Below are 25,176 nucleotides of genomic sequence, written 5' to 3'. Positions count from 1 at the left end.
ACGCCGCTTTTGCGTGCCACGATGTGGAGGTGGGAGCCGCCGCCACGCGTACCCCCGAGCGTGTGGCGGCGGCTTCTCCCTTTTTCGGGCGACGTTATGTACGACCTGCGGGTCCAAGAGGAACGGCCGGAACGGTACCGTTCGTTGCATGGCACCCAGCACAACGACTGACGCTCCGTTTGGACGGATGCTGACCGCCATGGTCACCCCGTTCCTGCCCGACGGCGGCGTCGACTACGACGGCGCCGCGCGCCTCGCGACCCACCTGGTCGACGAGCGGCGCCACGACGGCCTCGTCGTCAACGGGACGACGGGCGAGTCGCCCACGACGAGCGACGACGAGAAGAGCAAGCTTCTGCGCGCGGTCATCGAGGCGGTCGGCGACCGCGCCGTGATCGTCGCCGGTGCCGGGACGAACCACACCGAGCACACCCTGAAACTCGCCCGGCAGGCCGAGGCCGCCGGCGCGCACGGGCTGCTCGTGGTCACGCCCTACTACAACAAGCCCCCGCAGGAGGGCCTCGTCCGCCACTTCACCGCCGTGGCCGACGCGACGGGCCTGCCCTGCATGCTGTACGACATCCCGGGGCGCGCCGGGGTGCCGATCGAGAACGACACGCTCGTCCAGCTCGCCGACCACCCGCGGATCATCGCCGTCAAGGACGCCAAGGGCGACCTGTTCGGCGCGTCGCGGGTGATGGCCGCGACCGACCTGGTCTGGTACTCCGGCGACGACAACCTCAACCTGCCCTGGCTGTCGGTCGGCGCGGCGGGGTTCGTCAGCGTGGTCGGACATGTCGTCGGCGTCGAACTCCATGAGATGATCGACGCATACCGCGCCGGTGAGCACGGGCGGGCGCTGGAGATCCACCGGCGGCTGCTGCCCGTGGTCACCGCCATCATGACCCGAACGCAGGGCGCCATCGCCGTCAAGGCAGCGCTGAACCTGCTCGGCCTTCCCGGAGGCGGCGCGCTCCGCGCGCCGCTGGTGGAGGCTACGCCGGAGTTCGCGGCGCGCCTGCGAGAAGACCTCACGATAGGGGGAGTCAAAGTGCCTGAGGTCGCCATGCCGGAGGTCGCCCGGTGAGTCATCCTCACCCGGAGCTGTCGGACCCGCCCGCGCCGCCCGAGGGCGGGCTGCGCATCGTCGCGCTCGGCGGGCTGGGGGAGATCGGCCGCAACATGACGGTGTTCGAGTACGGCGGACGCCTGCTCATCGTCGACTGCGGCGTGCTGTTCCCCGAGACCGAGCAGCCCGGCGTCGACCTGATCCTGCCCGACTTCGAATACATCAGGGACCGCCTCGACGACGTCGAGGCGGTCGTCCTCACGCACGGCCACGAAGACCACATCGGCGCCGTCCCCTACCTGCTGCGCGAACGCCGCGACATCCCCCTCGTCGGCTCCAAGCTCACGCTCGCGCTGCTGGAGGCCAAGCTCACCGAGCACCGCATCAAACCGGTCACCGACGTGGTCGTGGAGGGCGAGCGCCGCGTCTTCGGGCCGTTCGACTGCGAGTTCCTCGCCGTCAACCACTCCATCCCGGACGCGCTCGCCGTGGCCGTCCGCACCCCCGCCGGGCTCGTCCTGCACACCGGCGACTTCAAGATGGACCAGCTCCCGCTGGACGGCCGGCTCACCGACCTGCCCGGCTTCGCCCGGCTCGGCGCCGAGGGCGTCGACCTGCTGATGGCCGACTCGACCAACGCCGAGGTGCCCGGGTTCGTCACCAGCGAGCGCAACATCGGCCCGGTCGTGGACGAGGTGTTCCGCACCGCGAAGGAGCGGCTCATCGTCGCCTGCTTCGCCTCCCACATCCACCGCGTGCAGCAGGTCCTGGACGCCGCCGTCGCCAACGGCCGCAAGGTCTGCTTCATCGGCCGGTCCATGGTCCGCAACATGGGCGTCGCGCGCGAACTCGGCTACCTCAACGTGCCCGACGGCATCATGGTCGAGCAGCGGGACCTGGACGACATCCCCGCCGACCGGCTGGTGCTGGTGTGCACCGGGTCGCAGGGCGAGCCGATGTCGGCGCTGTCGCGGATGGCGAACCGCGACCACTCGATCCGCATCACCGAGGGCGACACCGTCATGCTGGCGTCCTCGCTGATCCCCGGCAATGAGAACGCGGTCAACCGCGTCATCAACGGCCTGACCCGCTGGGGCGCCCGCGTCGTGCACAAGGGCAACGCGCTCGTGCACGTGTCCGGGCACGCCTCCGCCGGGGAGCTGCTGTACGTGCTGAACGTGACGAAGCCCGCCAACTTCGTCCCGATCCACGGCGAGTGGCGGCACCTGCGCGCGCACGCCAAGCTGGCCGCGCTCACCGGCGTCCCGGAGGAGGGCGTCGTCATCGCCGAGGACGGCGTCGTCGTCGACCTGGTGGACGGGCGCGCCAAGATCGTCGGCGCCGTCCCCGCCGGGTACGTGTACGTGGACGGCCTGTCGGTCGGCGAGATCACCGAGACCTCGCTGAAGGACCGGCGCATCCTCGGCGAGGAGGGGTTCGTCTCCATCGTCGTCGGCATCGACTCGACGTCCGGCAAGATCGTCGCCGGGCCGGAGGTGCACGCCCGCGGCGCCGGCATCGTCAACGAGGACTTCGACGAGATCATCGAGCGGATCGAGGGCGTGCTGCGGGACGCCGCCGGCGACGGGGTCAACGACCTGCACCAGATGAGCCAGCTCATCCGGCGCACCGTCGGCAAGTGGGTGAGCGACAACTACCGCCGCCGCCCGATGATCGTCCCGGTGGTCGTGGAGGTCTAGCGGACCGCGGCGGACGGCCGCGGGGCACCGCCTCCGGGCGGGGAGCCCCGCGGCCGTCCGATTCCCAACACGCCCCCGCGCCATCCCGGGAACCCCGAGGGTCCTTGGTTACTCTCATAACCATGGCCACACGTGCGTCCGGGGGCGCGAAGACCTCCTCCTCGCGCACGGGGGGCAGTGCGGCTCGCAAGCCCGCAGGTTCGACCCCCCGGAAGCGAACGAGCGGCGCCGCCAAGGGCGGCACCGCCAAGAGCGGCCGCGGCTCGGGGCGGGGGCGCCCCCCGCAGAAGCCCGATCCGATCTCCCAGGCCGTCCTCGGGTTCTTCAAGCTGCTGTTCAAGCTGTACCTGCTCGCCGCCGTCGCGGTCGGGTCGGTCTTCCGCGCCTACGGGCACGGGGCCCGCAACCTCGACCCCGAGCACCGGCGCGACGGCCTCGGGCTGGCGCTGCTCGGCTCCTCGATCGTGCTGGCCTCGGTGACCTGGTTCCGGCCGGACGGCGTCGTCACGATCGCGCTGGAGAAGGTCGTGCGCGGCGGGATCGGCATCCTGGCGATGGCGCTGCCCGTCCTGCTGGCGCTGCTGGCGTGGCGGACGCTGCGCCACCCCGAGCAGCACGAGGACACCGGCCGCGTCGTCATCGGCATCACCGCGCTCGGCGTCGGCGTGCTCGGCATCCTGCACATCGCCGCCGGGGTCCCGTCCCCGGCGGACGACATGGACGGCGTCCGCGAGTCCGGCGGCGTCGTCGGCTGGCTGGTGTCGGCGCCGCTGGACGCGGCGCTCAGCGGCTGGGTGGCCGTGCCGCTGCTGCTGCTCCTGTCCGGGTTCGGGCTGCTGGTCGTCACCGCGACGCCGATCGCGAAGGTCCCCGAGCGGGTCGCCGACCTGTGGGCGATGGCGACGCTGCAGGGCCGCCCGGAGCACCCGTCCGCGACCGCGGGCGAGGACGCGGAGGCGCCGAAGAAGCGGCGCCGCAAGAAGAAGCCCGAGACCGAGGACGGCGACGGCGAGCTGGAGGTCGGCGAGCACTCCCGGCCCTACGACACGCCGCTGCTGGAGGACGAGCCGAAGAAGGCCGCCCGGCCGCGCCGCGACCTCGCCGACGAGCTGTTCGAGCCCGACCCGTTCGGCGCCGACGTGCCGCCGCCCGCGCCGCCCCTCGACGACGAGGCGATGGACGGGACGATGGACGGGGCGGCGGACGAGACCGCCGACGAGCACGCCGCCGACCCTGCCGCGGCCGCGGACGCGCCCCACGAGGTGCCCGACCCGACGCCCGCGCCGCGCCGGTCCGAGCAGCTGCCGCTGTCGTCGTCCGGCGAGATCTACGTGCTGCCCGACCCGTCGGCGCTGCGGCCCGGCAGCGTGTCCAAGCCGCGGACGAAGGCCAACGACACGGTCGTGAACGCGCTGACCGGCGTGCTGGAGCAGTTCGACATCGACGCGCAGGTCACCGGGTTCACCCGGGGCCCGACGATCACCCGGTACGAGATCGAGCTGGGCCCGGCGGTGAAGGTCGAGAAGGTCACCGCGCTGACCAAGAACATCGCCTACGCGGTGAAGAGCGCCGACGTGCGGATCATCTCCCCGATCCCCGGCAAGTCGGCGATCGGGGTGGAGATCCCCAACACCGACAAGGACATCGTCAGCCTCGGCGACGTGCTGCGCTCGCCCGCCGCGACCAACGAGCACCACCCGATGATCGTCGGGCTCGGCAAGGACGTCGAGGGCCGCACGGTCGTGGCGAACCTGGCGAAGATGCCGCACATCCTCATCGCGGGCGCCACCGGCGCGGGCAAGTCGACGTGCATCAACGGGCTCATCACCTCGATCCTGATGCGCGCCACGCCTGACGAGGTGCGGATGATCCTCGTCGACCCCAAGCGGGTCGAGCTGACGATGTACCAGGGCATCCCGCACCTGATCACGCCGATCATCACCAACCCGAAGAAGGCCGCCGAGGCCCTCGAATGGGTCGTCGGCGAGATGGACCGCCGCTACGACGACCTGGCCGCGTCCGGGTACCGGCACATCGACGACTTCAACAAGGCGGTCAAGGCGGGCAAGCTCAAGCCGCCGCCCGGCAGCGAGCGCGTCTACACCCCGTACCCATACATGCTCGTCATCGTGGACGAGCTGGCCGACCTGATGATGGTCGCGCCCCGCGACGTCGAGGACTCGGTCGTCCGCATCACCCAGCTCGCGCGCGCCGCCGGCATCCACCTGGTGCTCGCGACGCAGCGGCCGTCGGTGGACGTCGTCACCGGGCTCATCAAGGCGAACGTGCCGTCCCGGCTGGCGTTCGCGACGTCCTCGCTGTCCGACAGCCGCGTCATCCTCGACCAGCCGGGCGCGGAGAAGCTCGTCGGGCAGGGCGACGCGCTGTTCCTGCCGATGGGCGCGAGCAAGCCCATGCGCCTGCAGAACGCCTACGTCGCGGAGAAGGAGATCCACGGGATCGTCGACCACTGCAAGGGGCAGATGGAGGCGAACTACCGGGAGGACGTCGCCGAGGCGAACAAGCCGAAGAAGGAGATCGACGAGGAGATCGGCGACGACATGGACCTGCTCGTCCAGGCGATCGAGCTGGTCGTGTCGACCCAGTTCGGGTCGACGTCGATGCTCCAGCGCAAGCTCCGCGTCGGCTTCGCCAAGGCCGGCCGGCTGATGGACCTGATGGAGAGCCGCGACATCGTCGGGCCGAGCGAGGGATCCAAGGCGCGGGACGTGCTGGCCAAGCCGGACGACCTCCCCGGCGTGCTCGCGGAACTGCGCGGCGGCGGCTGACCGGAGAGGACGGGGCATTGCGGAATGATGCGAAATCTTGCCCTGTTTCGAACGTGTCGGCTGTCGCCGATCGGGCATGGCCGTTCCTAGACTGGTGTCCCGGAAGATCGGCCGCGAGCGCCCCCGAAGGAGGCCCGAGGTGAGCATCGGTGAGACCTTGGCGGAGGAGCGTCAGCGGGCCGGTCTCTCGGTGACACAGGTCAGTCTCCAGACCCGGATCCGGGAGACCGTGATCCGCGGCATGGAGGCCGACGACTTCTCGCTGTGCGGCGGCAACTTCTACGCCCGCGGCCACATCCGCAGCATCTCGCGGGTCATCGGCATCGACCCCGAGCCGCTCGTCGCCGAGTTCGACGCCGCGCACGGCGGCGCCCCGCAGCCGGTGTCGGCGGTCTCGGCGTTCGAGCCGGAGCAGCCCGTCGCGTTCCGCGAGCGCAAGGCGCCGAACTGGAGCGCCGCGATGGCGCTCGCGCTCGCCCTCGTCGTCATCTACGGCGTCGTGCAGGTGGTCGGGCACCGCGGCGGCGGCGAGGAGCGCACCGCCCGGCAGGTCGCCGGGACGCCGGCGCCGTCCGCGCACGCCCCGTCGTCCGCGCCGCCGAAGAGCGGCGCGCCGGTCGCGGAGGCGCCGCGCACCAAGGTCGACGTGCGCGTCCAGGCCAAGCGCACGACCTGGCTGAACGTCATCGGCGACAAGGGCGAGACGCTGTTCATCGGCACCCTGCACAAGGGCGACGAGAAGGACTTCACCGCCAAGAAGAAGGTCAAGCTGGTGGTCGGCGTCGGCGGCAGCGTCAACCTGACCGTCAACGGCAAGGACATCGGCTCGCCGGGCAAGGGCAAGGGCGTGCAGCGGCTCAGCTTCGACCGCAACGACCCCGAGCACGCCTGAGCGCGGGTGCGCGGACGCGGCGGCGCGCCCCGACCCCGCTGGCGCGCGAAGTCGCCCGGGCCCATTACCTTTAGGGGCATGTCCACTCGCCGCAAGGTCTCGCTCATCACGCTCGGCTGCGCCCGCAACGAGGTCGATTCCGAGGAGCTCGCCGCGCGCATCGAGGACGCGGGCTGGGACCTGACCGAGGGCGCCGACGGCGCGGACGTGGTCGTCGTCAACACCTGCGGGTTCATCGAGGCCGCCAAGAAGGACTCCATCGACACGCTGCTGGCCGCGCACGACTCCGGCGCCAAGGTCGTCGCGGCCGGGTGCATGGCCGAGCGGTACGGCAGGGAGCTGGCGGAGGCCCTGCCGGAGGCCGACGCCGTCCTCGGGTTCGACGACTACGCCGGCATCGGGGAGCGGCTCGACGACGTCATGGCTGGCCGCCGGCGCGACGCGCACACCCCGCGCGACCGCCGCACGCTGCTGCCGATCAGCCCGGTGGAGCGGTCGGCGTCCGCGGTGGCGGTCCCGGGGCACGGCGCGCCGGCGGACCTGCCGGCCGGGGTGGCGCCCGCGTCCGGCCCGCGGGTGCTGCGGCGGCGGCTCGGCGGCGGTCCGGTGGCGCCGCTGAAGCTGGCGTCCGGCTGCGACCGGCGCTGCACGTTCTGCGCGATCCCCGCGTTCCGCGGCGCGTACGTGTCGCGGCCGCCGGCGGAGGTGCTGGAGGAGGCGCGCTGGCTCGCCGGGCACGGCGTCCGCGAGCTGGTCCTCGTCAGCGAGAACTCGACGTCCTACGGCAAGGACCTCGGCGACCTGCGCGCGCTGGAGAAGCTGCTGCCGGGCCTCGCCGCCGTGGACGGGATCGAGCGGGTCCGGGTCAGCTACCTGCAGCCCGCCGAGACCCGCCCGGGGCTCATCGAGGCGATCTGCGGCACGCCGGGCGTCGCGCCCTACTTCGACATGTCGTTCCAGCACGCGAGCGGCCCGGTGCTGCGGTCGATGCGGCGGTTCGGCGACCGGGAGCGGTTCCTCGGGCTGCTCGGCCAGATCCGCGAGCTGGCCCCGGAGGCGGGCGTGCGGTCCAACTTCATCGTCGGCTTCCCCGGTGAGACCGAGGACGACTTCGAGGAGCTGGCGGAGTTCCTGTCCGCCGCGCGGCTGGACGCGGTCGGCGTGTTCGGCTACTCCGACGAGGACGGCACGGAGGCCGCGGACCTCGACGGCAAGCTCGACCCGGACGAGGTCGCCCGCCGCGTCGAGGAGCTGTCGGAGCTGGCCGAGGAGCTGACGTCCCAGCGCGCCGAGGACCGGATCGGCTCCACGGTCCGCGTCCTGCTGGAGGAGAAGGCCGACGGCGGCGGGTTCGAGGGCCGCGCCGAGCACCAGGCGCCGGAGGTGGACGGGACGGTCCTCGTGCGCGGCGACGGCCTCGCGCTGGGCGAGATCGTGGAGGCGCGCGTCATCGGCAGCGACGGCGTGGACCTGATCGCGGACATCGCATGACCGCCGGCGCCACGGAACCGGTCGCGGGCGCGCCCGACCCGCCGCAGGCGGGCGTCTGGAACATCGCCAACGCGCTGACGATGGTCCGGATCGCGCTCGTCCCGCTGTTCGTGTGGCTGCTGTTCCTGGACGGCACCGGCTGGCGGCTCGCCGCGTTCGCGGTGTTCGCCGCCGCCTCGATCACCGACAAGATCGACGGCGACATCGCGCGGGCCCGCGGCCTGGTCACCGACTTCGGCAAGATCGCCGACCCGATCGCCGACAAGGCGCTCACCGGCGCCGCGCTGGTCAGCCTGTCGGCGATGGGGGAGCTGTGGTGGTGGGTGACGGCCGTCATCATGGTCCGCGAGATCGGCATCACGGTGCTGCGCTTCGTCGTGATCCGGCACGGCGTGATCCCGGCCAGCAAGGGCGGGAAGCTGAAGACGATGCTGCAGGTCATCGCCATCGGCTTCTACATCCTGCCCGGCCCGCTCGACTATGTGCGGTGGCTGACGATGGGCGCCGCCCTCGCGGTCACGGTGGTGACCGGGGTCGACTACCTCGTCCGGGCGTGGCGGCTGCGCCGCGCGCCCGCGGCGTCCTGACCGCTAGGAGACCGCCAGTTCGTCGCCGACGCGCAGGACACCCGTCGCGCGGGGGACGCCGAGGCGGCCGAACATGATCTCGCGGGCGCCGTCGAAGCGGGCGGTGCGGTAGCGGGCGAGCGCGCGGAGCGGTCCTGGCGCGCGGCGGGCCGTCTCCTGGTCGGTGTTGATGATCACGCAGCGGCCCGTCGGCCGGACCAGCTCGATCTCGGCCGTGCCGCTGCGCAGCCGGGTGGCGGCGTCCTCCCCGTACGGGCCGAGGCCGCGCAGGACGATGTTGGGCCGGAACCGGGCCATCTGCAGGGGGTCCTCGACCCGCCGGTTGAGGTCGTCCAGCGACTCGGCGGACAGGACGGAGACCGGGTAGCCGTCGGCGAAGGTGAGCGTGCCGCCGCCGGTCAGGGTGGGCCGCGTGCCGGTGAACCGGACGAGGCGGCACGGGGTGCCGAGCGCGGCCGAGAACCAGCGGGCCGCCTCGTCGCCCTGGTCGACGCCCTGGCAGGGGCGCTTGTGGACGGTGACGTCGAGCGCCGGGCCGTCCACCGCCTCGCACACCAGCGGCATGTCCGCGAGCGGGCTGGAGACGGTGAGCTTGACGCCGTCGAAGTCGGGCCGGAGCAGGGCGAGTTCGGGGATCTCCCGCTGCGAGAGGTGCCGCCCGTCCGGGCGGACGAGCATGAACTCGCGGTCGTGCCGCAGCCCGTTCGGCGTCAGCTCGGCCTCGGCGAGCGCGACGCCGCCGGCGCTCTTGACGGGGAAGACGTTCAGTGCGGCCACGATGGCGATCATGTTCGGGACGGTACGTGCCCCGCGCCCGCGGCGGACAGGGGAACGGCGATACTTGACGGCGATTCGTCAGCTTGGGAGCGAGGGGCCGTGACCGCAGGGGACTTCACGTACGCCGAGGTGGGCGCGACGCGGGACGCGGAACGGCCGGCGGGGTACCGGCACCTGCGCGAGCGCGTGCCGGTCGGGCACGGCGCGGCGGCGTTCCAGAACGCGGCGGACGCGGTCATGGAGTTCTGGATGCACCGGGCGCTCCCCGCCCGGGTGGACGCCTCCGCCGGGCGCGCGGCGCCCGGGGTGAGCGTCGTCGTCCGGCTCGGCGTCGGACCGCTGCGGGTGGCCGCGCCGTGCCGGATCGTGTGGACGCGGGAGGAGGAGCGCTACGCGGGCTGGGCGTACGGGACGCTGCCGGGCCATCCGCTGTCGGGGGAGGAGTCGTTCGTCGTGCACCGGGACGAGGAGGACGACGTGTGGCTGACGGTCACCCTGTTCAGCCGCGCCGCGACGGCCCCGGCGCGGCTGGCGGGCCCGCTCGTGCGGGTGTTCCAGCGGATGTACGTCCGCCGCTGCGGTGCCGTGCTGCGCCGCCTGTCGCGGCCGTGACGCCCGCGCGTGGGGCCGCGAGGCCACGCCCACCCCGGTCGTGGTCCCGCGGCCCCGGTCGCGCGGGCGCCACGCAATGCGATTATCCCTGCCCGCGCCCGGCGGGACGAATCGATCAAATGAGTTTTGACTCACAATGTGACCTGCGCGTCCCGGGTTTGTCGGGCCGGCCGGGGCATTGACGTGCGGCGACGATGCGCGCCCGGGTGCCCGTCCCGGCCGCGCGCAGTGACGCGGGGGTCGCGTCCGGGCGGCCGAAGCGCGGCCGTTCCTTTCGCGGCGCGACGGAAAAGGGATAAGCGGGTTGCGGCGGTTGAACGGGGCTATGTCGCTTGCGTCCTCATTCGGCCGTTTTTCACGGTGAACCGGTGGCGCACCGGGGTCGTCGCGGACCCGCACCGGCCCGCGCCCCCGCCGGGCCCGCGCCGGTAGATTCGACTCGCCCGCGGCCGCGATCGGGCGGCCGGCGGCGAGGACGGGAGCGCCCATGCGAGTCGAACTGCTCACCGTCGGGGACGAGCTGCTCCTCGGCGACACGGTCAACGGCAACGCGGCGTGGCTGGGCCGGCGGCTGGCCGACCACGGCGTCGAGGTGACCCGCAGCGTCGTCGTCGGCGACGAGCTCGAGGTGATCGTCGCGGCGGTCGAGGCGGCGCTCGGCCGGGCCGACGCGGTGATCACCACCGGCGGCCTCGGCCCCACCTACGACGACCTCACCCGGGACGCGCTCGCCGCGGCGGCCGGGGTGCCGCTCGTCCGCGACCCCGACCTGGAGGCGCGGCTGCGCGAGCGGAGCGCCCGCGCCGGCCGCGAGCTGCGCCCGATGGCGCTGCGGATGGCCGACGTCCCGAAGGGGGCGGGGGTGCTCGCCAACTCGGCGGGCTCGGCGCCCGGCCTGCGCGTCGAGCTGCCCGGCGGGGTCGTCTACGCGCTGCCCGGCGTCCCGTTCGAGATGCACACGATCATGGACGAGACCGTGCTGCCGGAGCTCGCCCGGATCGCGGGCCTGCCCGCCGTCGCGCGCCGCACGCTGCGCACCGCCCGGCTGTGGGAGTCGGTCGTCGCGACGCGGCTCGCCGAGGTCGAGGCGATGGACGGGGTGCGCCTGGCGTACCTGCCCGACCCGGCCGAGGTGAAGATCCGGATCACCGTGGCCGGCCCGGACGCCGCCCGCCGGCTCGCGGACGTGGAGGCCCGCGTCCGCGCGCTCCTCGGCACGGCGGTCTACGGCGCCGAGGACGAGACGCTGGACCGGGTCGTCCACCGGCTGCTCGCCGAGCGCGGCGCCACCGTCGCCGCCGCCGAGTCGCTGACCGGCGGGCTCATCGGCGCGGAGCTGACCGCGATGCCGGGCTCGTCCGCCACCTTCGCGGGCGGCATGGTGACGTACGCGACGGAGACCAAGCACCGGCTGCTCGGCGTCCCGGCGGAACTGCTCGCCGAGCACGGGGCCGTCCACCCGGACGTCGCCGCCGCGATGGCCGCGGGCGTCCGCGACGCGCTCGGCGCGACCTACGGGGTCGCGGTGACCGGTGTCGCGGGCCCCGAGCCGCAGGACGGCCATCCGGTGGGAACGGTCTATATCGGCGTGGCCGGACCCGGCGATTCGCGAACTGTGGTCAGTCCGAAACTCCCCGTGCCCGGCCCCGGCCCGGAGACCCGCGCGGTGCTCCGGCGGATGACCGTCGTGCACGCCCTTGAGCTGCTGAGACGCGTGCTGCTGGGGCTTGACGCCGCGGAGGAGAGCGAGGAGGCTCAGGCAGATCGGGAAGACCGGGACTGATTACAGCGTTACGTTCCGAGCGAACACGAAATCAACGGTCTGCCATGGCCGCCGTCAAGGCGGGTACGGTGGAACCGGCAGATGGTCCGAACTGAGGGAGGGAGCGAGACGATGGTCCTGCTTCGCCAGCTGCTCGGTGACGTACTGCGGCAGCTGCGGCTGCGCCAGGGACGCACCCTCCGTGAGGTGTCCGCGGCGGCGCGGGTGTCACTCGGCTATCTCTCCGAGGTCGAGCGGGGTCAGAAGGAAGCCTCCTCGGAGCTGCTCTCCTCGATCTGCAAAGCACTGGGCGTCCCGCTGTCGCACGTGCTGCGGGAGGTCGCGGATCAGCTCGCCCTCGCCGAGCTGCAGCACGAGCCCGTCATGGCGGGCGCGCCCGAGCACGAGCGCATTCCGGCCGAGAGCATTCCGGAGACGCCGGAGGAGATCACCGGGGAGTTCCGCGCCGACATGGTCGCGGCCTGACCCGGCCCGCGCGGCGTTCATGCCCGACCCGGGGCCGCGGGTGTGCGCGGTCTCACGCATGAACGCGGCATTCCCGGGGATCTTCCCGTGTTGTAGCGGATAACCGTAACGACGCGGAAGGAGCCCGATAATGGCGAGGGTCAAGAGCCCGCTTTCGGACGAGGCCGCCAAGGTCGTGGGGGAGGCCCTGCAGGGCTCGCTCATCGACCTCATCGACCTGTCCCTGGTGGCCAAGCAGGCGCACTGGAACCTGACCGGGCGCAACTTCAAGGTCGTCCACGAGCACCTGGACGAGGTGGTCGCCCTCGCGCGCACCGGCCAGGACGACGTGGCCGAGCGCGCCGTGGCGATCGGCGTGAACCCCGACGGCCGCGCCCGCACGGTCGCCGACCGCACGCAGCTCCCGCAGCTGGAGGCCGGGTACCTGGACGACGACAAGGTCGTCGCCGCGGTGACCGACACGCTTGCGCAGATCATCGGGCGGTTCCGGGAGCGCATCGCCGCGACCGACGAGCCCGACCAGGTGACCCAGGACCTGCTCATCGGCATCACCGCCGAGCTCGAGAAGCAGCACTGGATGTTCCAGGCCCAGACCTGACCGAGCGGCGACCGGTTCGGCGTCGCGCCGCCGCGATCCCGGCGCGAAGCGGTCCCGGCCGCGCTGTGGCCCCGGCACCCGCCCTCCCGGCGGGTGCCGGGGCCTTTCCGCGCCCGGACGTCACGTGCCGCCGCGCAGATGGGCCAGGACGGTGTCGGCGAACTCGACGGCGAGCGGGCTGAGGGCGTCCCAGCTGCGCGCGGCCCAGCCGGCGGCGAGCGGCGGCAGGTCCGGGACCGGGACCAGCCGGACGTCCCCGGTGCCCCGCCCCCAGCCCGGCAGCGCGGGCAGGATCGCGTGCCCCAGCCCGAGTTCGGCGAGCAGCAGCGCGGTGTCCCAGTCGGCGACGCTCGTGGTGGACGCCAGCCGGACGCCGTGCCGTTCGAGGTGCATCTCCAGGTGGACGCGCGACGTGGAGTGCGCGGGCAGCTCGATGTGCCGGATCCCGGCCAGGTCGTCCAGCGCGATCGACGTCCGCTCCGCCAGCGGGTCGCCCGTGTGGACGGCGAGCATCCACGGCAGCTCGTAGGCGGCGCGCTGCTCCACGCCCTCCAGCGCCGGGCCGATCGTCACCCAGGCCAGGTCGGCCGTGTGGGAGCGGACGGCACCCAGGCAGCGCCGGCTGGATCCCGCCGTCTCGAACTGCAGGGCCGCCTCGGGGTGCCGCGCGCGGAACGCCGCCACCCCCGCCGCCATGAAGTGCCGGACGGTCGTGGCGCCGGTCGCGACCCGGACGGTGCCGCCGACGCCGCGGCGCAGGTCGTCCAGGTGGCGCAGTGCGGCGTCCAGGCCCGCCAGGCCGTCCGTCGCCGCCCGGTGCAGGATGCGCCCGGCCCGGGTGGGCACCACGCCGCGCGGACGCCGCTCCAGCAGGACGAGCCCTGTCTCCCGTTCCAGCCGCTTCACGTGCTGGCTGACGGCCGACTGGCTGCACGACAGGTCGCGCGCCACCGCGCTGAGGTTGCCGGCCGCGCAGACGGCGGTGAACACGCGGAGGTCGTCCAGGGTCATGTGCCAAAGCTAGAGCTGGGAGATCGATAAGGAAACCCGAGAATTGACTTAGAACGGTCACCGATCGAAGATCTTCCTACGGGCGCAGGATCCGGCGACCCGGTCAAGCGGCGACCCGCCCGGGGCCCGGGCTCCGGGCGGGCGTCGACCGCCCGGACCTCCCCGGCCCGCTAGCCCGCGGCGGGCTGGCAGCGCGGGCACCAGAACGTGACCCGCTCCCCGGCCTGCTCCGCGCGCTCGATGCGCGTCCCGCAGCGCCGGCAGGGGCGCCCGGCGCGCCCGTACACCCAGTGCTCCCGCCCGCGGCCCCGGTCGCCGGTGGTGATGTGGCCGTGCCGCTCCTTGTTGGCGTCCAGGAGCCGGTGAGACAGCTCCACGAGCGCCGGGAGGTCGGGAACGTCCCGTATAGGCGTCCACGGGTTGACGCCCCGCAGGAACAGGACCTCGGCCTTGTAGACGTTGCCGATCCCGGCGAGCCGCGTCTGGTCGAGCAGCGCCTCGCCGACGGCCCGGCCGGGCTGCTCGCCGAGCCGAGCCGCGGCCTCCGCGGCCGGCTCCGGGCCCCACGACGGGTCGAGCAGGTCGGGTCCGAGGTGGCCGACCGCCGTGTCCTCCTCGGCGGTGCGCAGCAGCTCGACGAGGCCGAGCGAGTAGCCGACCGCCTGCCACTGCGCGTTCGCCAGCACCAGCCGGACCCGGTGGTCGCGGGGCGGCGGCCCGGCGCGGCGGATCTGCCAGCGCCCCTCCATCAGCAGGTGCGTGTGCACGGTGAGCCCGCCCTCGACGCGGGTGAGCAGGTGCTTGCCCCGCGAGACCGACTCCAGCACCGTCCGGCCGCGCAGGTCGGCCGTGGCGAGCCGGGGGACGCGGAAGTCCGAGCGCGTCAGCACCCGCCCGGCGAGCGCCTCGCGCAACCGCCGGGCCGTCCACCAGACGACGTCGCCCTCCGGCATGGCTCAGATCAGCGAGGGGCTCTCCCAGGCGGACGGGTCCTCGGTGAGCTTCTGGACGGCGGCGGGCAGCTCCCCGGCCGCGATGTGCGCGAGCGTGACCTGCTCCAGGATGGCGCGCTCGCTGGCGCGCAGCGCGATCCACACCTCCTGCAGGGAGCGCGCCGGCCCCTCGTACCCGACGTGCTCGGGGCGCTCGCCCCGGACGCCGAGCAGCGGCCCGTCGATGGCGCGGATGATGTCGGCGAGGGAGATCCGCTCGGCGGGCCGCGCCAGCCAGTAGCCGCCCTCGGGGCCGCGCTGGCTCCGGACGAGGCCGGACCGGCGCAGCTGGCCGAGGATGTTCTCGAGGAATTTGGGCGGGATCTGCTGGGCCTCGGCGAGCTGTACCGCGGTCACCGGGTGGCTCCCGGCGACCGCCAGCTCGGCGGCGGCACGCAGCGCGTAGTCGACCCGGGCGGACAATCGCATGTACGCATTATCCCTTGTCGGACGAACCACTCGGGCCCCGCGGGGGTGGTGCGGGCCCGCGGGTGGAACGCGGCGCGCCCGCCGGAACCGGGCTCCTTGTCCGGCGGGCGCGCCGCGGGCTCAGCCGGCCGGGGCGAGGCCGAGGAGTTCCGCGGCGGCCTGGGCGTTGGCCGCGGCGGCGCCGTAGGTGGCGAGGTAGACGGCCGATCCGGGGCGCCAGACGGGCAGCCCCATCTCGACCACGACCGTGTCGGGACGGGCGGTCAGCAGCGCCGTGGCGAGCGCGCGCTGCCGGGCGTGCCGGTGCGCGTCGCGCAGGACGACGACCAGGCCGCGCCCCTTGGCACGGTCCAGGACGCGGTCCGCGGCCCCGTCCGCGCCGTCGGTCCGGACGGCGTCCGGCGCCCACGGGTGCAGGCCCCACGGGGTCGGGCCGACGGCGATGTTGCCGGACGACTCCGTCTCCACGACCAGCGGCGGGCCGTCCCAGCCTGGGAGCGCTCCCGTTACCCGCACGGCGCGGCGCGCCGCCGCGAGGCCGGCCGCGCGGTCCACCGCGGCGGGGACGGGCTCGGCCAGCCAGTCCCGCAGCAGCGCGGTGCGCTCGGCCGCCGCCGCCAGCCGCGCGACCGGCAGCCGCCCCGTCCGCACCGCCTCGTCGATCGCGGCGAGGGTCGCCTCGACGGTCTCGGCGCCCTCCTTGGGGCCGAGGCAGAGCAGGTCGGCGCCCGCGATGAGCGCCCGCACGGACGCCTCCGGGATGCCGATCGCGCCGCTCGCGCCCTCCATGTCGAGCGCGTCGGTGACGATCACGCCCTGGTAGCCGAGGTGGTCGCGGAGCAGCCCGGTGATCGCGGCGTGCGACAGCGTGGCGGGCGTGCCCGCGGTGATCGCGGGCAGGTTGAGGTGGCCGGTCATCACCGCCCGGGTGCCGGCGGCGATCGCGGCCCGGAACGGGACCAGCTCGCGGCGGTCCAGCAGCTCCAGGTCGGCGTCGACGAGCGGCACCGACAGGTGCGAGTCGTCCACCGTCGCGCCGTGCCCGGGGAAGTGCTTGGCGCAGGCCGCGACGCCCGCCTCCTGCGTCCCGGTGACGGCCGCGGCGGCGTGCCGGGCGACCAGCTCGGGGTCGGAGCCGAACGAGCGGGTCCCGATCACGGGGTTGTCGTCGGCGGTGTTGACGTCCACCGACGGCGCGAAGTTGAAGTTCACGCCGACCTCGGCCAGCTCGGCGCCGAGGGAGCGGTAGACGCGGCGGGTCAGCTCGGGGTCGTCCACGGCGCCGAGCGCGGCGTTGCCGGGGTAGGGGCTGCCGGTCGCGTGGCCGCCCAGCCGGGTGACGTCGCCGCCCTCCTCGTCGATCGTGACGAACGGGTTCCCGGCCTTGCGCATCTGCGCGGTGAGCGCGGCCAGCGACTCCGGGCTCGGCACGTTGCCGGTGAGGGCGAACAGCGTGACGCCGGCGAGGCCGCCCTCCAGCTCGTCCAGCAGCCAGCGCGGCGCGGTCGGCCCGGGGAACGACGGGAGCAGCGTGCCCCGCGCCAGCCGGGCGATCTCCGCCGTGGTCGCGATGTCGTCGGTCGTCACCCCTTCACCGCCCCGGCGGTGAGGCCGGACACCATGCGGCGCTGGACGAGCAGGAAGAAGGCGATGACGGGAATGGTGAGCAGCGTGGACGCTGCCATGATGGGCCCCCAGGCGTTGCCGCTGCGGCCGAAGAAGAACTGCAGCATGATCGGCAGGGTGTACTTGTCCTGGTCTTCCAGGAACGTGTAGGCGAAGATGAACTCGTTCCAGGCGGTGATGAACGAGAAGATGCTGGTCGCGACGAGTCCGGGCGCGACCAGCGGGAGCAGGACCGTGAAGAAGGTCCGGACCGGGCCGGCGCCGTCGATCTCGGCGGCCTCCTCCAGCTCGCGCGGCACCGCGGCGACGAAGCCGCGCAGCATCCAGATGGCGAACGGCACGGCGAAGCCGATGTAGACGAGCGCGAGCCCGCCGAGGCTGTTGAGCAGGTCGAGCTGCTTCAGGTCGAGGAACAGCGGGATGACCAGCGCCTCCAGCGGCACCATCTGCACCACCAGCAGCATGACCAGGAAGGTCGTCCGGAACCGGAAGCGGAACCGGGCGACGGCGGTGGCCGCCATCAGCGCGAGCAGCCCGGACGCGAGGACGGTGATGAGGGCGAGCACCGCGCTGTTGCGGAAGTACTCCCAGAAGGAGACCTCGGCGATGCCGCCGTTCAGCACCAGGTCGAAGTGGTCCAGCGTCGGATGGGCGGGGAGCGGCTTCGGCGTCGTGCTGAAGATCTCGGTGTTCGGCTTGAACGCGGTGGACGCCATCCAGAAGACCGGGAACACCGCGATGAGGAAGACGAGGATCCCCGTCCCGTTCAGCAGGATCCTGCGCGGCAGCGAGGGCTTCATCGCGTCTCTCCCTGTCGGACCATGACCCGCACGTACAGGGCGGTGACGATGAGCAGGATGAACGTGAGCACGAGCGCGATCGCCGAGCCCATGCCGAGCTTCGGATTCAGCGACCCGAACGCCTCGGAGTAGGCGTAGAGCGACAGGTTGAACGCGTCCCGGTTCGCCAGCCCGGACATGATGAACAGCTGGGTGAAGACCTTGAAGTCCCAGATGATCGACATGACGAGCAGCACCATGAAGATGGGCTTGAGCATCGGGTAGGTGATGCTCCAGAACGTCCGCCACGGGCCGGAGCCGTCCACCCGCGCCGCCTCGTACAGCTCGCCGGGCACGCTCTTCAGCCCGGCCAGGACGGACACGGCGACGAACGGGCACGCCTGCCACACGACGCAGACGGTCAGCACGGTGTAGGTGGACAGCGGGGTGGCGAACCAGTTGTGGTCGGCCCAGCCGCCGCCGACCAGGAAGTCCGGCAGCAGGTCCAGGCACCAGTTGACCAGGCCGCCGGTGGTGCCGAACAGCCAGCTGAAGATGATCGCGGCGGTGACCGGCGGGGTCGCCCACGCGACCATGACGCCGCCGGCGACGAAGCCCGACATCTTCTTGCCGAGCTTGTTGAGCAGCAGGCCCACGAGCGTCCCGACGAGGAGCGTCAGGCTCACCGCGACGACGGCGAACAGCACCGTGTGCCGGAGGGTCTGCCAGAAGAACGGGTCATTGAGGATCTTGTCGAAGTTCTCGGTCCCCACCTGCTCGGCCGGTTCGCCGCGCAGCTGGCGGTTGCCGACCTTCTGGAACGACATGACCCCGATCTGGATCATCGGCCAGAACATCAGGACGGCGATCACGAGCACGGTCGGCGCGATCAGCAGGTAGGGCCCGAGGCGGGGCCGGCGGCGGGGCCGCGCCCGGCCGGAGGACCTCCGGCCGGGCGCTCTGCCCACCGCGGGGGCGGTGTCGAGCATGGACGTTCCGATCAGCCTGGACTACGGGTTCAGCAGCGTGTTGGCCTGCTCGTTCGCCTTCTTCATCTCCTCGTCGGCGTTCTTGCCCTGCATGATCGCCTTGACCGTGTTCGGCAGCACCTTCTTGGCCTGCTCGAACTCGGCCCAGCCGGCGCCGATCGGCGGGAACTTGGTGTTGCCGGCGATGTCGGTGAAGACCTCCAGCTTGGGGTCGGAGAACTTCACGTCCGACCGCATGGACGAGAAGCCGCTGTAGTCGGCCCACGCCTTGGCGTTCTTGGCGTTGTTCAGGACGGTGATGTAGTCGAACGCCGCCTTCTTGGCCTTGCTGTCCTTCCAGACGGCGACGTCGGAGCCGCCCGCCATGACCGGGGCGTTGCCGCCGGCCTTGCTCGGGATGGGGAAGACGCCCCACTTGTCGGCGTCCTTCTCGGAGATCTTCTTCATCTCCTTGAGCGCCCAGCTGCCGTCGATGTACATGCCGAGCTTGCCGAGCGCGAAGTCGCGCTGCGGGCCCTCCAGCTCGTTCTTGCCGATGTACTTCTCGGGCGCGACCTTCTCGGTGGCGACGAGGCCGGCGTAGAACGTGGCCGCCTCGACCGCCGCGGGCTGGTCGAGCTGGCCCTTCCAGGCGCTCCCCTCCTTGACCGCGACCTCGCCGTTGTTGCCCCAGATGAAGCTCAGCAGGGCGTTGGTCTGGTCGCTCGGGATGCCGATGCCGGGCACCTTCTTGGAGTCCTGCACCTTCTTGGCCGCCGCGGTCAGGTCGGCCCAGCTCTTCGGCGGCTGGATGCCGAGCTCCTGGAACCAGTCGGTGCGGTACCAGACGCCGCGGACGCCGCCGTACCACGGCACCGCGTAGATCTTGCCGTTCGAGGTGTCGTTCTCGAGCGCCGTCTTGTTCAGGGTCTTGCCGTCGGCCCAGCCGTTGAACTCGTCGGTGACCTCGGCCAGGCTGCCCTGCTCGATGTGGGACTGGACGTCGGTGTTGCCGAGCTCGGTGACGTCCGGGCCCTCACCGCCCGCCGCCGCCTTCTGGAAGGTGGTGGCGACCTGCGGCCAGGGGACGTACTTGATCTGGACGTCGGTGTTCGGGTGCTTCTGCTTGAACTCGGTCTCGACCGTGTCGAGGAACTTGGTCTGCTCGGGCGTGCCCTCGCCCATCATCCAGACCTTGAGCTGCGCCGGGTCCTTGCCCGCGCCGGCCTCGTCCTTCTTGTCGCCGTCGCCGCCGCAGGCCGTGGCGGCCAGGGCGATCGCGGCCGCCGCGGCCGCAACCTTGATGTACTTCACTGGGGGTTCCTTTCCGGCATCGCCTCGCGCGGCCTTATGGCCTGCGTGCGAGGGAGACGGCCCGGACCCTTTAGGGTCCTGGCCATGCCCACCTCGCGTTCGCATCGCTCGCGGGCGCCCTGCTCGCCAGTCCGCGCACTGCGCGCGCCCCCGGTCCGGGGTACCGGACCGGTCGGCGCTTGGGCGTAAACTAACAAGAAACTTTCCTAAACAAAACTGCTCGTTAGCGGATTGAGACATCGAGGGGGCCGGCATGGCCAGACGCCCGGGAACGCCGAGGCTGCTGCGTGAGCTCAACGACCGCGCGGCGCTGGACCTGCTCGTCGAGCAGGGCCCGCTGACCCGTGCGCAGATCGGCGAGCACACCGGGCTATCGAAGGTAACCGCATCCCAGCTGTTGTCGAGACTGGAGGAGCGCGGGCTGGTCTCGGTCGTCGGTGAGCAGGCCGGAGGGCGCGGGCCCAACGCCGCCCTGTACGCCGTCGTCCCGTCCAGCGCCTACGTCGCCGGGCTGGAAGTGGGGCCGGACGGCGTCACCGCCGGCGTCGCCGACATCACCGGGCAGCTCACCGCCCAGGTGACCGTCGACCCGAACGGCGCCGACGAGCCGGTGAAGGTCGTGCACAACGCCGTCGTCAAGGCGTGCCGCTCCGCCAAGGTCGCGGTGTCGAAGCTGAGCGCCTTCGTCATCGGGACGCCCGGCGTCGTCGACCCCCGCTCCGGCGACGTCCAGTTCTCCTTCGACCTGCCGTCCTGGCACGAGGGCGTCCTCGCCGCGCTGAAGACCGACCTGCGCCGGCCGGTGACCATAGAGAACGACGTCAACCTCGCCGCGATCGCCGAGCGGGCCTACGGCTCGGCGCGGGACGCCGACGACTTCGCGCTGATGTGGTTCGACCGCGGCATGGGCCTGTCGGTCATGCTCGGCGGCCGGCTGCACCGCGGCCGGTGGGGCGGCGCCGGGGAGATCGGCTACCTGCCGGTGCCCGGCGCGCCGCTGCCGCTCGGCGCCGCCCGCCGCGGCCCGCGCGACGAGCAGGGCGTCACCGAGTCGACGACCTGGGGCATCCCCACGCTCGCCGGCGGCTACGGCGCGCTGGTCGGCGCGGACGCGGTCCGCGCCCTCGCCCACGAGCACGGGATCACCGAGGCCACCGCGTTCGACTGCGTCAGCGCGGCCGCCGCCGACGAGGCGCTCGGCGGCGCGTTCCTGGACGCGCTCGCCAACCGAATCTCCTACGGCGTCACCTCGGTCAACATCGTGCTGGACCCGGGGCTCGTCGTGCTGTCGGGCAGCCTCGGCCGGGCCGGCGGGCGGCCCCTCGCCACCCGCATCGAGCGGATCGTCGGCCGGATCAGCCCGACCCGCCCCGAGGTCGCCGTCACCGAGGTCGAGGGCAACCCCGTGCTGCGCGGCGCCCTGTACGCGGCGCTGCAGCAGGCCCGCGACGACGTGTTCTCGGCGGACGGCGCGTCCTAGCGGCGCGCTCCGGTGAAACGCGAAGTGCGTAACGCGAAGTGCCCCCGCCTTCCGGCGGGGGCACTTCGCGTTACGGCCTGTTCGGGGCCTACTTGGCGGCCGCCGCCGCGACGGCGGCCTCCTTGTGGCGCCGCGGGTCGTTCAGCGCGCGGTCGATGACGGTCTGGCTGATGATCTGTCTCTTGCGCCGGAGCGCGGCGGCCTTCCGAGCCGTAGGTGTCATGGCGAAACCCCGTTCCGCGGTGGCGCTTCCCCTCGGCCACCGCAAACCCCGTGATGCCCTCATGCTCTCAAAGGAGAGGGGGCCGCGGGATCCGTCCGAGGAATGAATTCGAGGTCAGACCAACAGTGGAGATCACCCTGGTCCGCGGGCGGGGTTCCCCTGGGATCATGGAGGGGAACGACCGTCCCGTACCCGCCGTTGGGGGAACCGTGAGCGAAGAACCAGGGGCCCGCCGTGGCGCTGCGTGACCGGCTGCGGCGGCTCGTCCAGAAGCCCGGCAGCGTCGACCTGGCGCCCTTCCGCGCCCTGGTGGAGCAGGCGGGCGCCCGCGAGGCGCGGGTCCGGGAGCTGTCCGACAGCGAGCTGACCGCGGCCGCGGCCGCCCTCCGCGAGAAGGAGGACCTCGCGGAGCTGTGCGCCCTCGGCCGGGAGGCCGCCCGCCGGACGCTCGGGGAGCGCCCGTACGACGTCCAGCTGATCGGGACGCTCGCGCTGCTGTCCGGGCACGTCGCCGAGATGGCCACCGGCGAGGGCAAGACCCTGTCCGGGGCCCTCGCCGCCGCCGGGTACGCGCTGCGCGGCCGCCGGGTCCACGCGATGTCGGTCAACGACTACCTGGCCCGCCGCGACGCCGAGTGGATGGGCCCGCTCTACGCGATGCTGGGCGTGACGGTCGCCTGGGTCGGCCAGTCGTCCACGCCGGACGAGCGCCGGGCCGCCTACCGGGCCGACGTGACGTACGCACCGGTCAGCGAGGTCGGGTTCGACCTCCTCCGGGACCGGCTCGTCACCGACGCCGGCGACGCCGTGCTGCCCGCGCCGTCCGTCGCGCTGATCGACGAGGCCGACTCGGTGCTCGTGGACGAGGCCATGGTGCCGCTCGTCCTCGCCGGGGCCGCCGACCTCGACGCCGCCGACCCCCGGTACGCCGACCTCGCCCGGCGGCTGCGCCCCGGCCTGCACTACGCCACCGACGACGAGGCGCGCAACGTCCAGCTCACCGCCGCCGGGACCCGCGAGGTGGAGCGCGTCCTCGGCCTCGACCTGTACGCCCCCGAGAACCTGCGCACCCTCACCGCCGTCAACGTCGCCCTGCACGCCGAGGTCCTGCTGCACCGCGACGTGGACTACATCGTCCGCGACGGCGCCGTGAAGCTGATCAGCGAGTCGCGCGGCCGGGTCGCGCTGCTGCAGCGCTGGCCGGACGGCCTGCAGGCCGCGGTCGAGGCGAAGGAGGCCCTCGAAGCGTCCCCGAGCGGCGAGATCCTCGACTCGATCACCGTGCAGGAGCTGATCGGCCGCTACCCCGTCCGGTGCGGCATGACCGGCACCGCGATGGCCGTGTCCGGCCAGCTCACCGAGTTCTACGGGCTGCAGATCGCGGTGGTCCCGCCGAACCGGCCCTGCGTCCGCGACGACCGGCCCGACCGGCTCTACGCGACCGCCGCCGACAAGGAGGTCGCGATCGTCGAGGAGATCGCCGCCGCGCACGCCGCCGGGCGCCCGGTCCTGGTCGGCACCGGCGACGTCGCCGAGTCCGAGCGGCTCGCCCGCAGCCTCGCCCGCGCCGGGCTCGACCGGGTCGTGCTCAACGCCAAGAACGACGCCGAGGAGGCCGCGATCATCGCCGAGGCGGGCGCGTACGGCGCGATCACCGTCTCCACCCAGATGGCGGGCCGCGGCACCGACATCCGCCTCGGCGGCAGCCCGTCCGCCGCGCCCGGCACCGCGCCCGCCGACGCGGCCGGTGCCGACCACGACCGGGTCGCCGAGGCGGGCGGCCTGCTCGTCATCGGCACCGGCCGCTACCACAGCAGCCGCCTGGACGGCCAGCTCCGCGGCCGCGCCGGCCGGCAGGGCGACCCCGGCGCCTCGGTCTTCTTCACCAGCCTCCAGGACGACCTCGTCACCCGCTACGCCCCCGACGAGACGAGCAGGGCCCCGGCGGGCGACGACGGGCTGATCACCGACAAGGGCGCCCACTGGATCGTCGGCCACGCCCAGCGCGTCGCCGAAGGCGTCGACCTCGAACTGCACCGCAACACCTGGCGCTACAACCACCTCATCGGGCTGCAGCGCCGCGAGCTGCTCACCGAACGCGACGCCGTCCTGAACGGCGACGCCGCCGACCGCGCGATGGCCGACGCCGCGCCCGCGAAGCACGCCGAGCTCACCAAGACCGCCGGCGCCGACGCGGTGGCCGCCGCCGCCCGCCAGATCGTCCTCTACCAGCTGGACCGCTGCTGGGCCGAGCACCTGGCCTTCCTCGCCGACCTGCGCGAGGGCATCCACCTGCGCTCCCTCGGCCGCGGCCTCGACCCGCTGGTGGAGTTCAACCGGGAGGCCGTCCCGGCGGGCAAGCGCCTCCTCGGCGACGCCCGCGCGCGGGCCGTCGCCGCCTTCGAGGGCCTCACCGCCACCGAGGACGGCATCGACCTCGACGCCGCCGGCCTGAAACGCCCCTCCGCGACCTGGACCTACCTCGTCCACGACAACCCGTTCGGCTCCATGGACGAGCGCGCCCTCCGCGGCCTGATCGCCATGTTCAAGCGCCGCCGCTGACCGAGCCGGCGACCCGGACCGCCGGGGCGGGCGCGATGCCGATCCGGGGTCAGGTGCGCAGGCGCAGGCCCCTGGGGGTCGGGTGGAAGCCCGCCGACTCCAGGGCGGCGGCCAGCGGGGAGTCGTTGATCGACTCGCCGTCGGCGCGCTCGACGGTCAGCTTGCCGAGGGCCCCCTCGCGGACGGCCAGCGCCAGCGCGTCCACCGCCGGCTGCAGGACGTCCGGGTCGTCGTCCCAGGTGAGCAGGGTGCGGCCGCCGCGCTCGACGTAGAGGACGAGGCGGCCCTCGACGAGCACCACCAGCGCGCCCGCCTTGCGGCCCGGCTTGTGGCCGCTCGCGACCTCGTCGTCGCGCCCCGGCCACGGCAGCGCCGCCCCGTACGGGTTGGCGGGGTCGGCGGCGGCCAGCACGAGGGCGCGGACGTCGGGTCTGCGGGGCGTCTCCCAGAGCGCGGAGATGTCGTCCGGGGGAGCGGACGACGGGCGGAGCGCGCGGAGGCGGTCGACGGCGCCCGGCAGGGCGAACTGGGCGGCGCCCAGGCCCTCCACGAAGTAGCCGCGGCGGCAGCGGCCCGTCTCCTCGAACGCGCGCAGCACCGGGTAGACGGCGGAGAAGCCGCCGGGGGTGCGCTCGGCGGCGACGGCGCCGCGGATGACGATGCCGTACCGCTCCAGGAGCGCCTCGGCGAGGGCGTGCGAGCGCAGCGTCGCGGTGGCCTCCCGCGCGGGGAGCGGCCACCAGCGCCCGGCGACCGTCGGCGGGCCCGTCCGGGACGGCAGCACGGGCCGGCCGCGCCGCGTCGTCCGGGACCGGTGCGTCGGGCGGCCGGACCCCAGCGCGGCCCGCAGCGGCGCCATCGTGTCGTTGGTGAGGTGCCCGGACCACACGAGGTCCCACACGGCGGTGACGAGGTCGGCGTCGCCCGCGGTGACGTCCGCGTTCACCCGGTCGGACAGCGTGCGGAAGAAGTGGGCGCCGCCGTCGCCGAGGGCGTCCAGGACCGCCTGGTGCACGGGCGTCAGGGTGA

General features: G+C 73.2%; 22 protein-coding genes. 12 read left to right on the top strand and 10 right to left on the bottom strand.

Annotation, left to right across the window (positions count from 1 at the left end):
* Nucleotides 1–148 precede the first annotated feature (148 nt).
* The 6 genes from dapA (at nt 149) to ETD96_RS02615 (ending at nt 8,528) form a co-directional block, all read left to right on the top strand.
* Nucleotides 149–1,087: a 4-hydroxy-tetrahydrodipicolinate synthase gene (gene dapA, locus ETD96_RS02640; protein WP_138633410.1), complete on the top strand. Its 939-nt coding sequence runs from the start codon at nt 149–151 to the stop codon at nt 1,085–1,087.
* On the top strand, nt 1,084–2,769 hold the full coding sequence (locus tag ETD96_RS02635) for a ribonuclease J (RefSeq protein WP_138633408.1): 1,686 nt from the start codon (nt 1,084–1,086) through the stop codon (nt 2,767–2,769). The genes dapA and ETD96_RS02635 overlap by 4 nt, the downstream gene beginning before the upstream one ends.
* A gap of 122 nt (nt 2,770–2,891) precedes the next feature.
* Nucleotides 2,892–5,558, top strand: a complete 2,667-nt coding sequence (locus tag ETD96_RS02630; protein ID WP_138633405.1) for a DNA translocase FtsK — start codon at nt 2,892–2,894, stop codon at nt 5,556–5,558.
* Nucleotides 5,559–5,697: 139 nt separating this feature from the next.
* Nucleotides 5,698–6,450, top strand: coding sequence for a helix-turn-helix domain-containing protein (locus tag ETD96_RS02625; protein WP_138633402.1), 753 nt, complete (start codon nt 5,698–5,700; stop codon nt 6,448–6,450).
* 78 nt (nt 6,451–6,528) lie between these two features.
* The gene (rimO, locus tag ETD96_RS02620) at nt 6,529–7,941 is read left to right on the top strand and encodes a 30S ribosomal protein S12 methylthiotransferase RimO (RefSeq protein ID WP_138633399.1); all 1,413 of its coding nucleotides are present in this window, start codon (nt 6,529–6,531) and stop codon (nt 7,939–7,941) included.
* Nucleotides 7,938–8,528, top strand: a complete 591-nt coding sequence (locus ETD96_RS02615; RefSeq protein WP_138633397.1) for a CDP-alcohol phosphatidyltransferase family protein — start codon at nt 7,938–7,940, stop codon at nt 8,526–8,528. The genes rimO and ETD96_RS02615 overlap by 4 nt, the downstream gene beginning before the upstream one ends.
* Nucleotides 8,529–8,531: 3 nt before the next feature.
* On the opposite strand, the gene ETD96_RS02610 is transcribed toward ETD96_RS02615, so the two are convergent.
* On the bottom strand, nt 8,532–9,317 hold the full coding sequence (locus tag ETD96_RS02610; RefSeq protein ID WP_138633394.1) for an MOSC domain-containing protein: 786 nt from the start codon (nt 9,315–9,317) through the stop codon (nt 8,532–8,534).
* 87 nt (nt 9,318–9,404) lie between these two features.
* Here ETD96_RS02610 and ETD96_RS02605 point away from each other — a divergent pair, with 87 nt between their 5' ends.
* The 4 genes from ETD96_RS02605 (at nt 9,405) to ETD96_RS02590 (ending at nt 12,763) form a co-directional block, all read left to right on the top strand.
* Nucleotides 9,405–9,917 carry a DUF1990 family protein gene (locus ETD96_RS02605; protein ID WP_138633391.1) on the top strand — a complete coding sequence of 171 codons (513 nt, stop codon included), beginning with the start codon at nt 9,405–9,407 and terminating at the stop codon, nt 9,915–9,917.
* Nucleotides 9,918–10,404: 487 nt separating this feature from the next.
* A complete protein-coding gene (locus ETD96_RS02600) occupies nt 10,405–11,700 on the top strand; it encodes a CinA family nicotinamide mononucleotide deamidase-related protein (RefSeq protein WP_138633388.1) in 1,296 nt (431 codons plus the stop codon).
* A 111-nt stretch (nt 11,701–11,811) separates the two neighbouring features.
* Entirely contained in the window at nt 11,812–12,165 is a 354-nt protein-coding gene (locus ETD96_RS02595; RefSeq protein WP_138633385.1) for a helix-turn-helix domain-containing protein, read from the top strand.
* A gap of 130 nt (nt 12,166–12,295) precedes the next feature.
* Nucleotides 12,296–12,763 carry a Dps family protein gene (locus tag ETD96_RS02590; RefSeq protein ID WP_138633382.1) on the top strand — a complete coding sequence of 156 codons (468 nt, stop codon included), beginning with the start codon at nt 12,296–12,298 and terminating at the stop codon, nt 12,761–12,763.
* A gap of 120 nt (nt 12,764–12,883) precedes the next feature.
* Here ETD96_RS02590 and ETD96_RS02585 read toward each other — a convergent pair whose 3' ends face one another.
* The 7 genes from ETD96_RS02585 to ETD96_RS02555 form a co-directional block, all read right to left on the bottom strand.
* Complete coding sequence (locus ETD96_RS02585; RefSeq protein ID WP_138633379.1) at nt 12,884–13,774, bottom strand: LysR family transcriptional regulator; 891 nt, start codon at nt 13,772–13,774, stop codon at nt 12,884–12,886.
* Between the two features lie 170 nt (nt 13,775–13,944).
* The gene (locus ETD96_RS02580; protein WP_138633376.1) at nt 13,945–14,727 is read right to left on the bottom strand and encodes a DNA-formamidopyrimidine glycosylase family protein; all 783 of its coding nucleotides are present in this window, start codon (nt 14,725–14,727) and stop codon (nt 13,945–13,947) included.
* A gap of 3 nt (nt 14,728–14,730) precedes the next feature.
* Nucleotides 14,731–15,195 carry an RrF2 family transcriptional regulator gene (locus tag ETD96_RS02575; protein ID WP_138633373.1) on the bottom strand — a complete coding sequence of 155 codons (465 nt, stop codon included), beginning with the start codon at nt 15,193–15,195 and terminating at the stop codon, nt 14,731–14,733.
* 120 nt (nt 15,196–15,315) lie between these two features.
* Entirely contained in the window at nt 15,316–16,782 is a 1,467-nt protein-coding gene (locus tag ETD96_RS02570) for a glycoside hydrolase family 3 protein (RefSeq protein WP_240807137.1), read from the bottom strand.
* Entirely contained in the window at nt 16,779–17,621 is an 843-nt protein-coding gene (locus ETD96_RS02565) for a carbohydrate ABC transporter permease (RefSeq protein ID WP_171068821.1), read from the bottom strand. The genes ETD96_RS02570 and ETD96_RS02565 overlap by 4 nt, the downstream gene beginning before the upstream one ends.
* The gene (locus tag ETD96_RS02560; protein ID WP_138633370.1) at nt 17,618–18,589 is read right to left on the bottom strand and encodes a carbohydrate ABC transporter permease; all 972 of its coding nucleotides are present in this window, start codon (nt 18,587–18,589) and stop codon (nt 17,618–17,620) included. Before ETD96_RS02560 ends, ETD96_RS02565 begins: the two co-directional genes overlap by 4 nt.
* Before the next feature lie 21 nt (nt 18,590–18,610).
* A complete protein-coding gene (locus ETD96_RS02555) occupies nt 18,611–19,882 on the bottom strand; it encodes an extracellular solute-binding protein (protein WP_138633368.1) in 1,272 nt (423 codons plus the stop codon).
* A gap of 253 nt (nt 19,883–20,135) precedes the next feature.
* Here ETD96_RS02555 and ETD96_RS02550 point away from each other — a divergent pair, with 253 nt between their 5' ends.
* Nucleotides 20,136–21,362 carry an ROK family transcriptional regulator gene (locus tag ETD96_RS02550; RefSeq protein WP_138633365.1) on the top strand — a complete coding sequence of 409 codons (1,227 nt, stop codon included), beginning with the start codon at nt 20,136–20,138 and terminating at the stop codon, nt 21,360–21,362.
* An 88-nt stretch (nt 21,363–21,450) separates the two neighbouring features.
* Here ETD96_RS02550 and ETD96_RS47435 read toward each other — a convergent pair whose 3' ends face one another.
* Entirely contained in the window at nt 21,451–21,585 is a 135-nt protein-coding gene (locus ETD96_RS47435) for a hypothetical protein (RefSeq protein WP_268843210.1), read from the bottom strand.
* Between the two features lie 240 nt (nt 21,586–21,825).
* Between ETD96_RS47435 and secA2 the strand changes: the two genes are divergently transcribed.
* Nucleotides 21,826–24,147, top strand: a complete 2,322-nt coding sequence (gene secA2, locus ETD96_RS02545) for an accessory Sec system translocase SecA2 (protein ID WP_138633482.1) — start codon at nt 21,826–21,828, stop codon at nt 24,145–24,147.
* 49 nt (nt 24,148–24,196) lie between these two features.
* Here secA2 and ETD96_RS02540 read toward each other — a convergent pair.
* Nucleotides 24,197–25,176: Lhr family helicase (locus tag ETD96_RS02540; protein WP_420884729.1), on the bottom strand; the 980-nt coding region annotated here is incomplete at its 5' end.

The organism is Actinomadura geliboluensis (genome assembly GCF_005889745.1).
In the GTDB taxonomy this organism is placed as follows: Bacteria; Actinomycetota; Actinomycetes; order Streptosporangiales; family Streptosporangiaceae; genus Spirillospora; species Spirillospora geliboluensis.
Note: the sequence above shows the minus strand (reverse complement) of the source record. Positions and strands in the feature narration are given on the sequence as shown.

Coding starts and splice junctions, on each gene's coding strand:
- ETD96_RS02615 (WP_138633397.1), top strand. CDS start 7,938: ATGACCGCCGGCGCCACGGAACCGGTCGCGGGCGCGCCCGACCCGCCG.
- ETD96_RS02575 (WP_138633373.1), bottom strand. CDS start 15,195: ATGCGATTGTCCGCCCGGGTCGACTACGCGCTGCGTGCCGCCGCCGAG.
- ETD96_RS02550 (WP_138633365.1), top strand. CDS start 20,136: ATGGCCAGACGCCCGGGAACGCCGAGGCTGCTGCGTGAGCTCAACGAC.
- ETD96_RS02610 (WP_138633394.1), bottom strand. CDS start 9,317: ATGATCGCCATCGTGGCCGCACTGAACGTCTTCCCCGTCAAGAGCGCC.
- ETD96_RS47435 (WP_268843210.1), bottom strand. CDS start 21,585: ATGACACCTACGGCTCGGAAGGCCGCCGCGCTCCGGCGCAAGAGACAG.
- ETD96_RS02585 (WP_138633379.1), bottom strand. CDS start 13,774: ATGACCCTGGACGACCTCCGCGTGTTCACCGCCGTCTGCGCGGCCGGC.
- ETD96_RS02560 (WP_138633370.1), bottom strand. CDS start 18,589: ATGCTCGACACCGCCCCCGCGGTGGGCAGAGCGCCCGGCCGGAGGTCC.
- ETD96_RS02565 (WP_171068821.1), bottom strand. CDS start 17,621: ATGAAGCCCTCGCTGCCGCGCAGGATCCTGCTGAACGGGACGGGGATC.
- ETD96_RS02630 (WP_138633405.1), top strand. CDS start 2,892: ATGGCCACACGTGCGTCCGGGGGCGCGAAGACCTCCTCCTCGCGCACG.
- ETD96_RS02580 (WP_138633376.1), bottom strand. CDS start 14,727: ATGCCGGAGGGCGACGTCGTCTGGTGGACGGCCCGGCGGTTGCGCGAG.
- rimO (WP_138633399.1), top strand. CDS start 6,529: ATGTCCACTCGCCGCAAGGTCTCGCTCATCACGCTCGGCTGCGCCCGC.
- ETD96_RS02595 (WP_138633385.1), top strand. CDS start 11,812: ATGGTCCTGCTTCGCCAGCTGCTCGGTGACGTACTGCGGCAGCTGCGG.
- ETD96_RS02600 (WP_138633388.1), top strand. CDS start 10,405: ATGCGAGTCGAACTGCTCACCGTCGGGGACGAGCTGCTCCTCGGCGAC.
- dapA (WP_138633410.1), top strand. CDS start 149: ATGGCACCCAGCACAACGACTGACGCTCCGTTTGGACGGATGCTGACC.
- ETD96_RS02590 (WP_138633382.1), top strand. CDS start 12,296: ATGGCGAGGGTCAAGAGCCCGCTTTCGGACGAGGCCGCCAAGGTCGTG.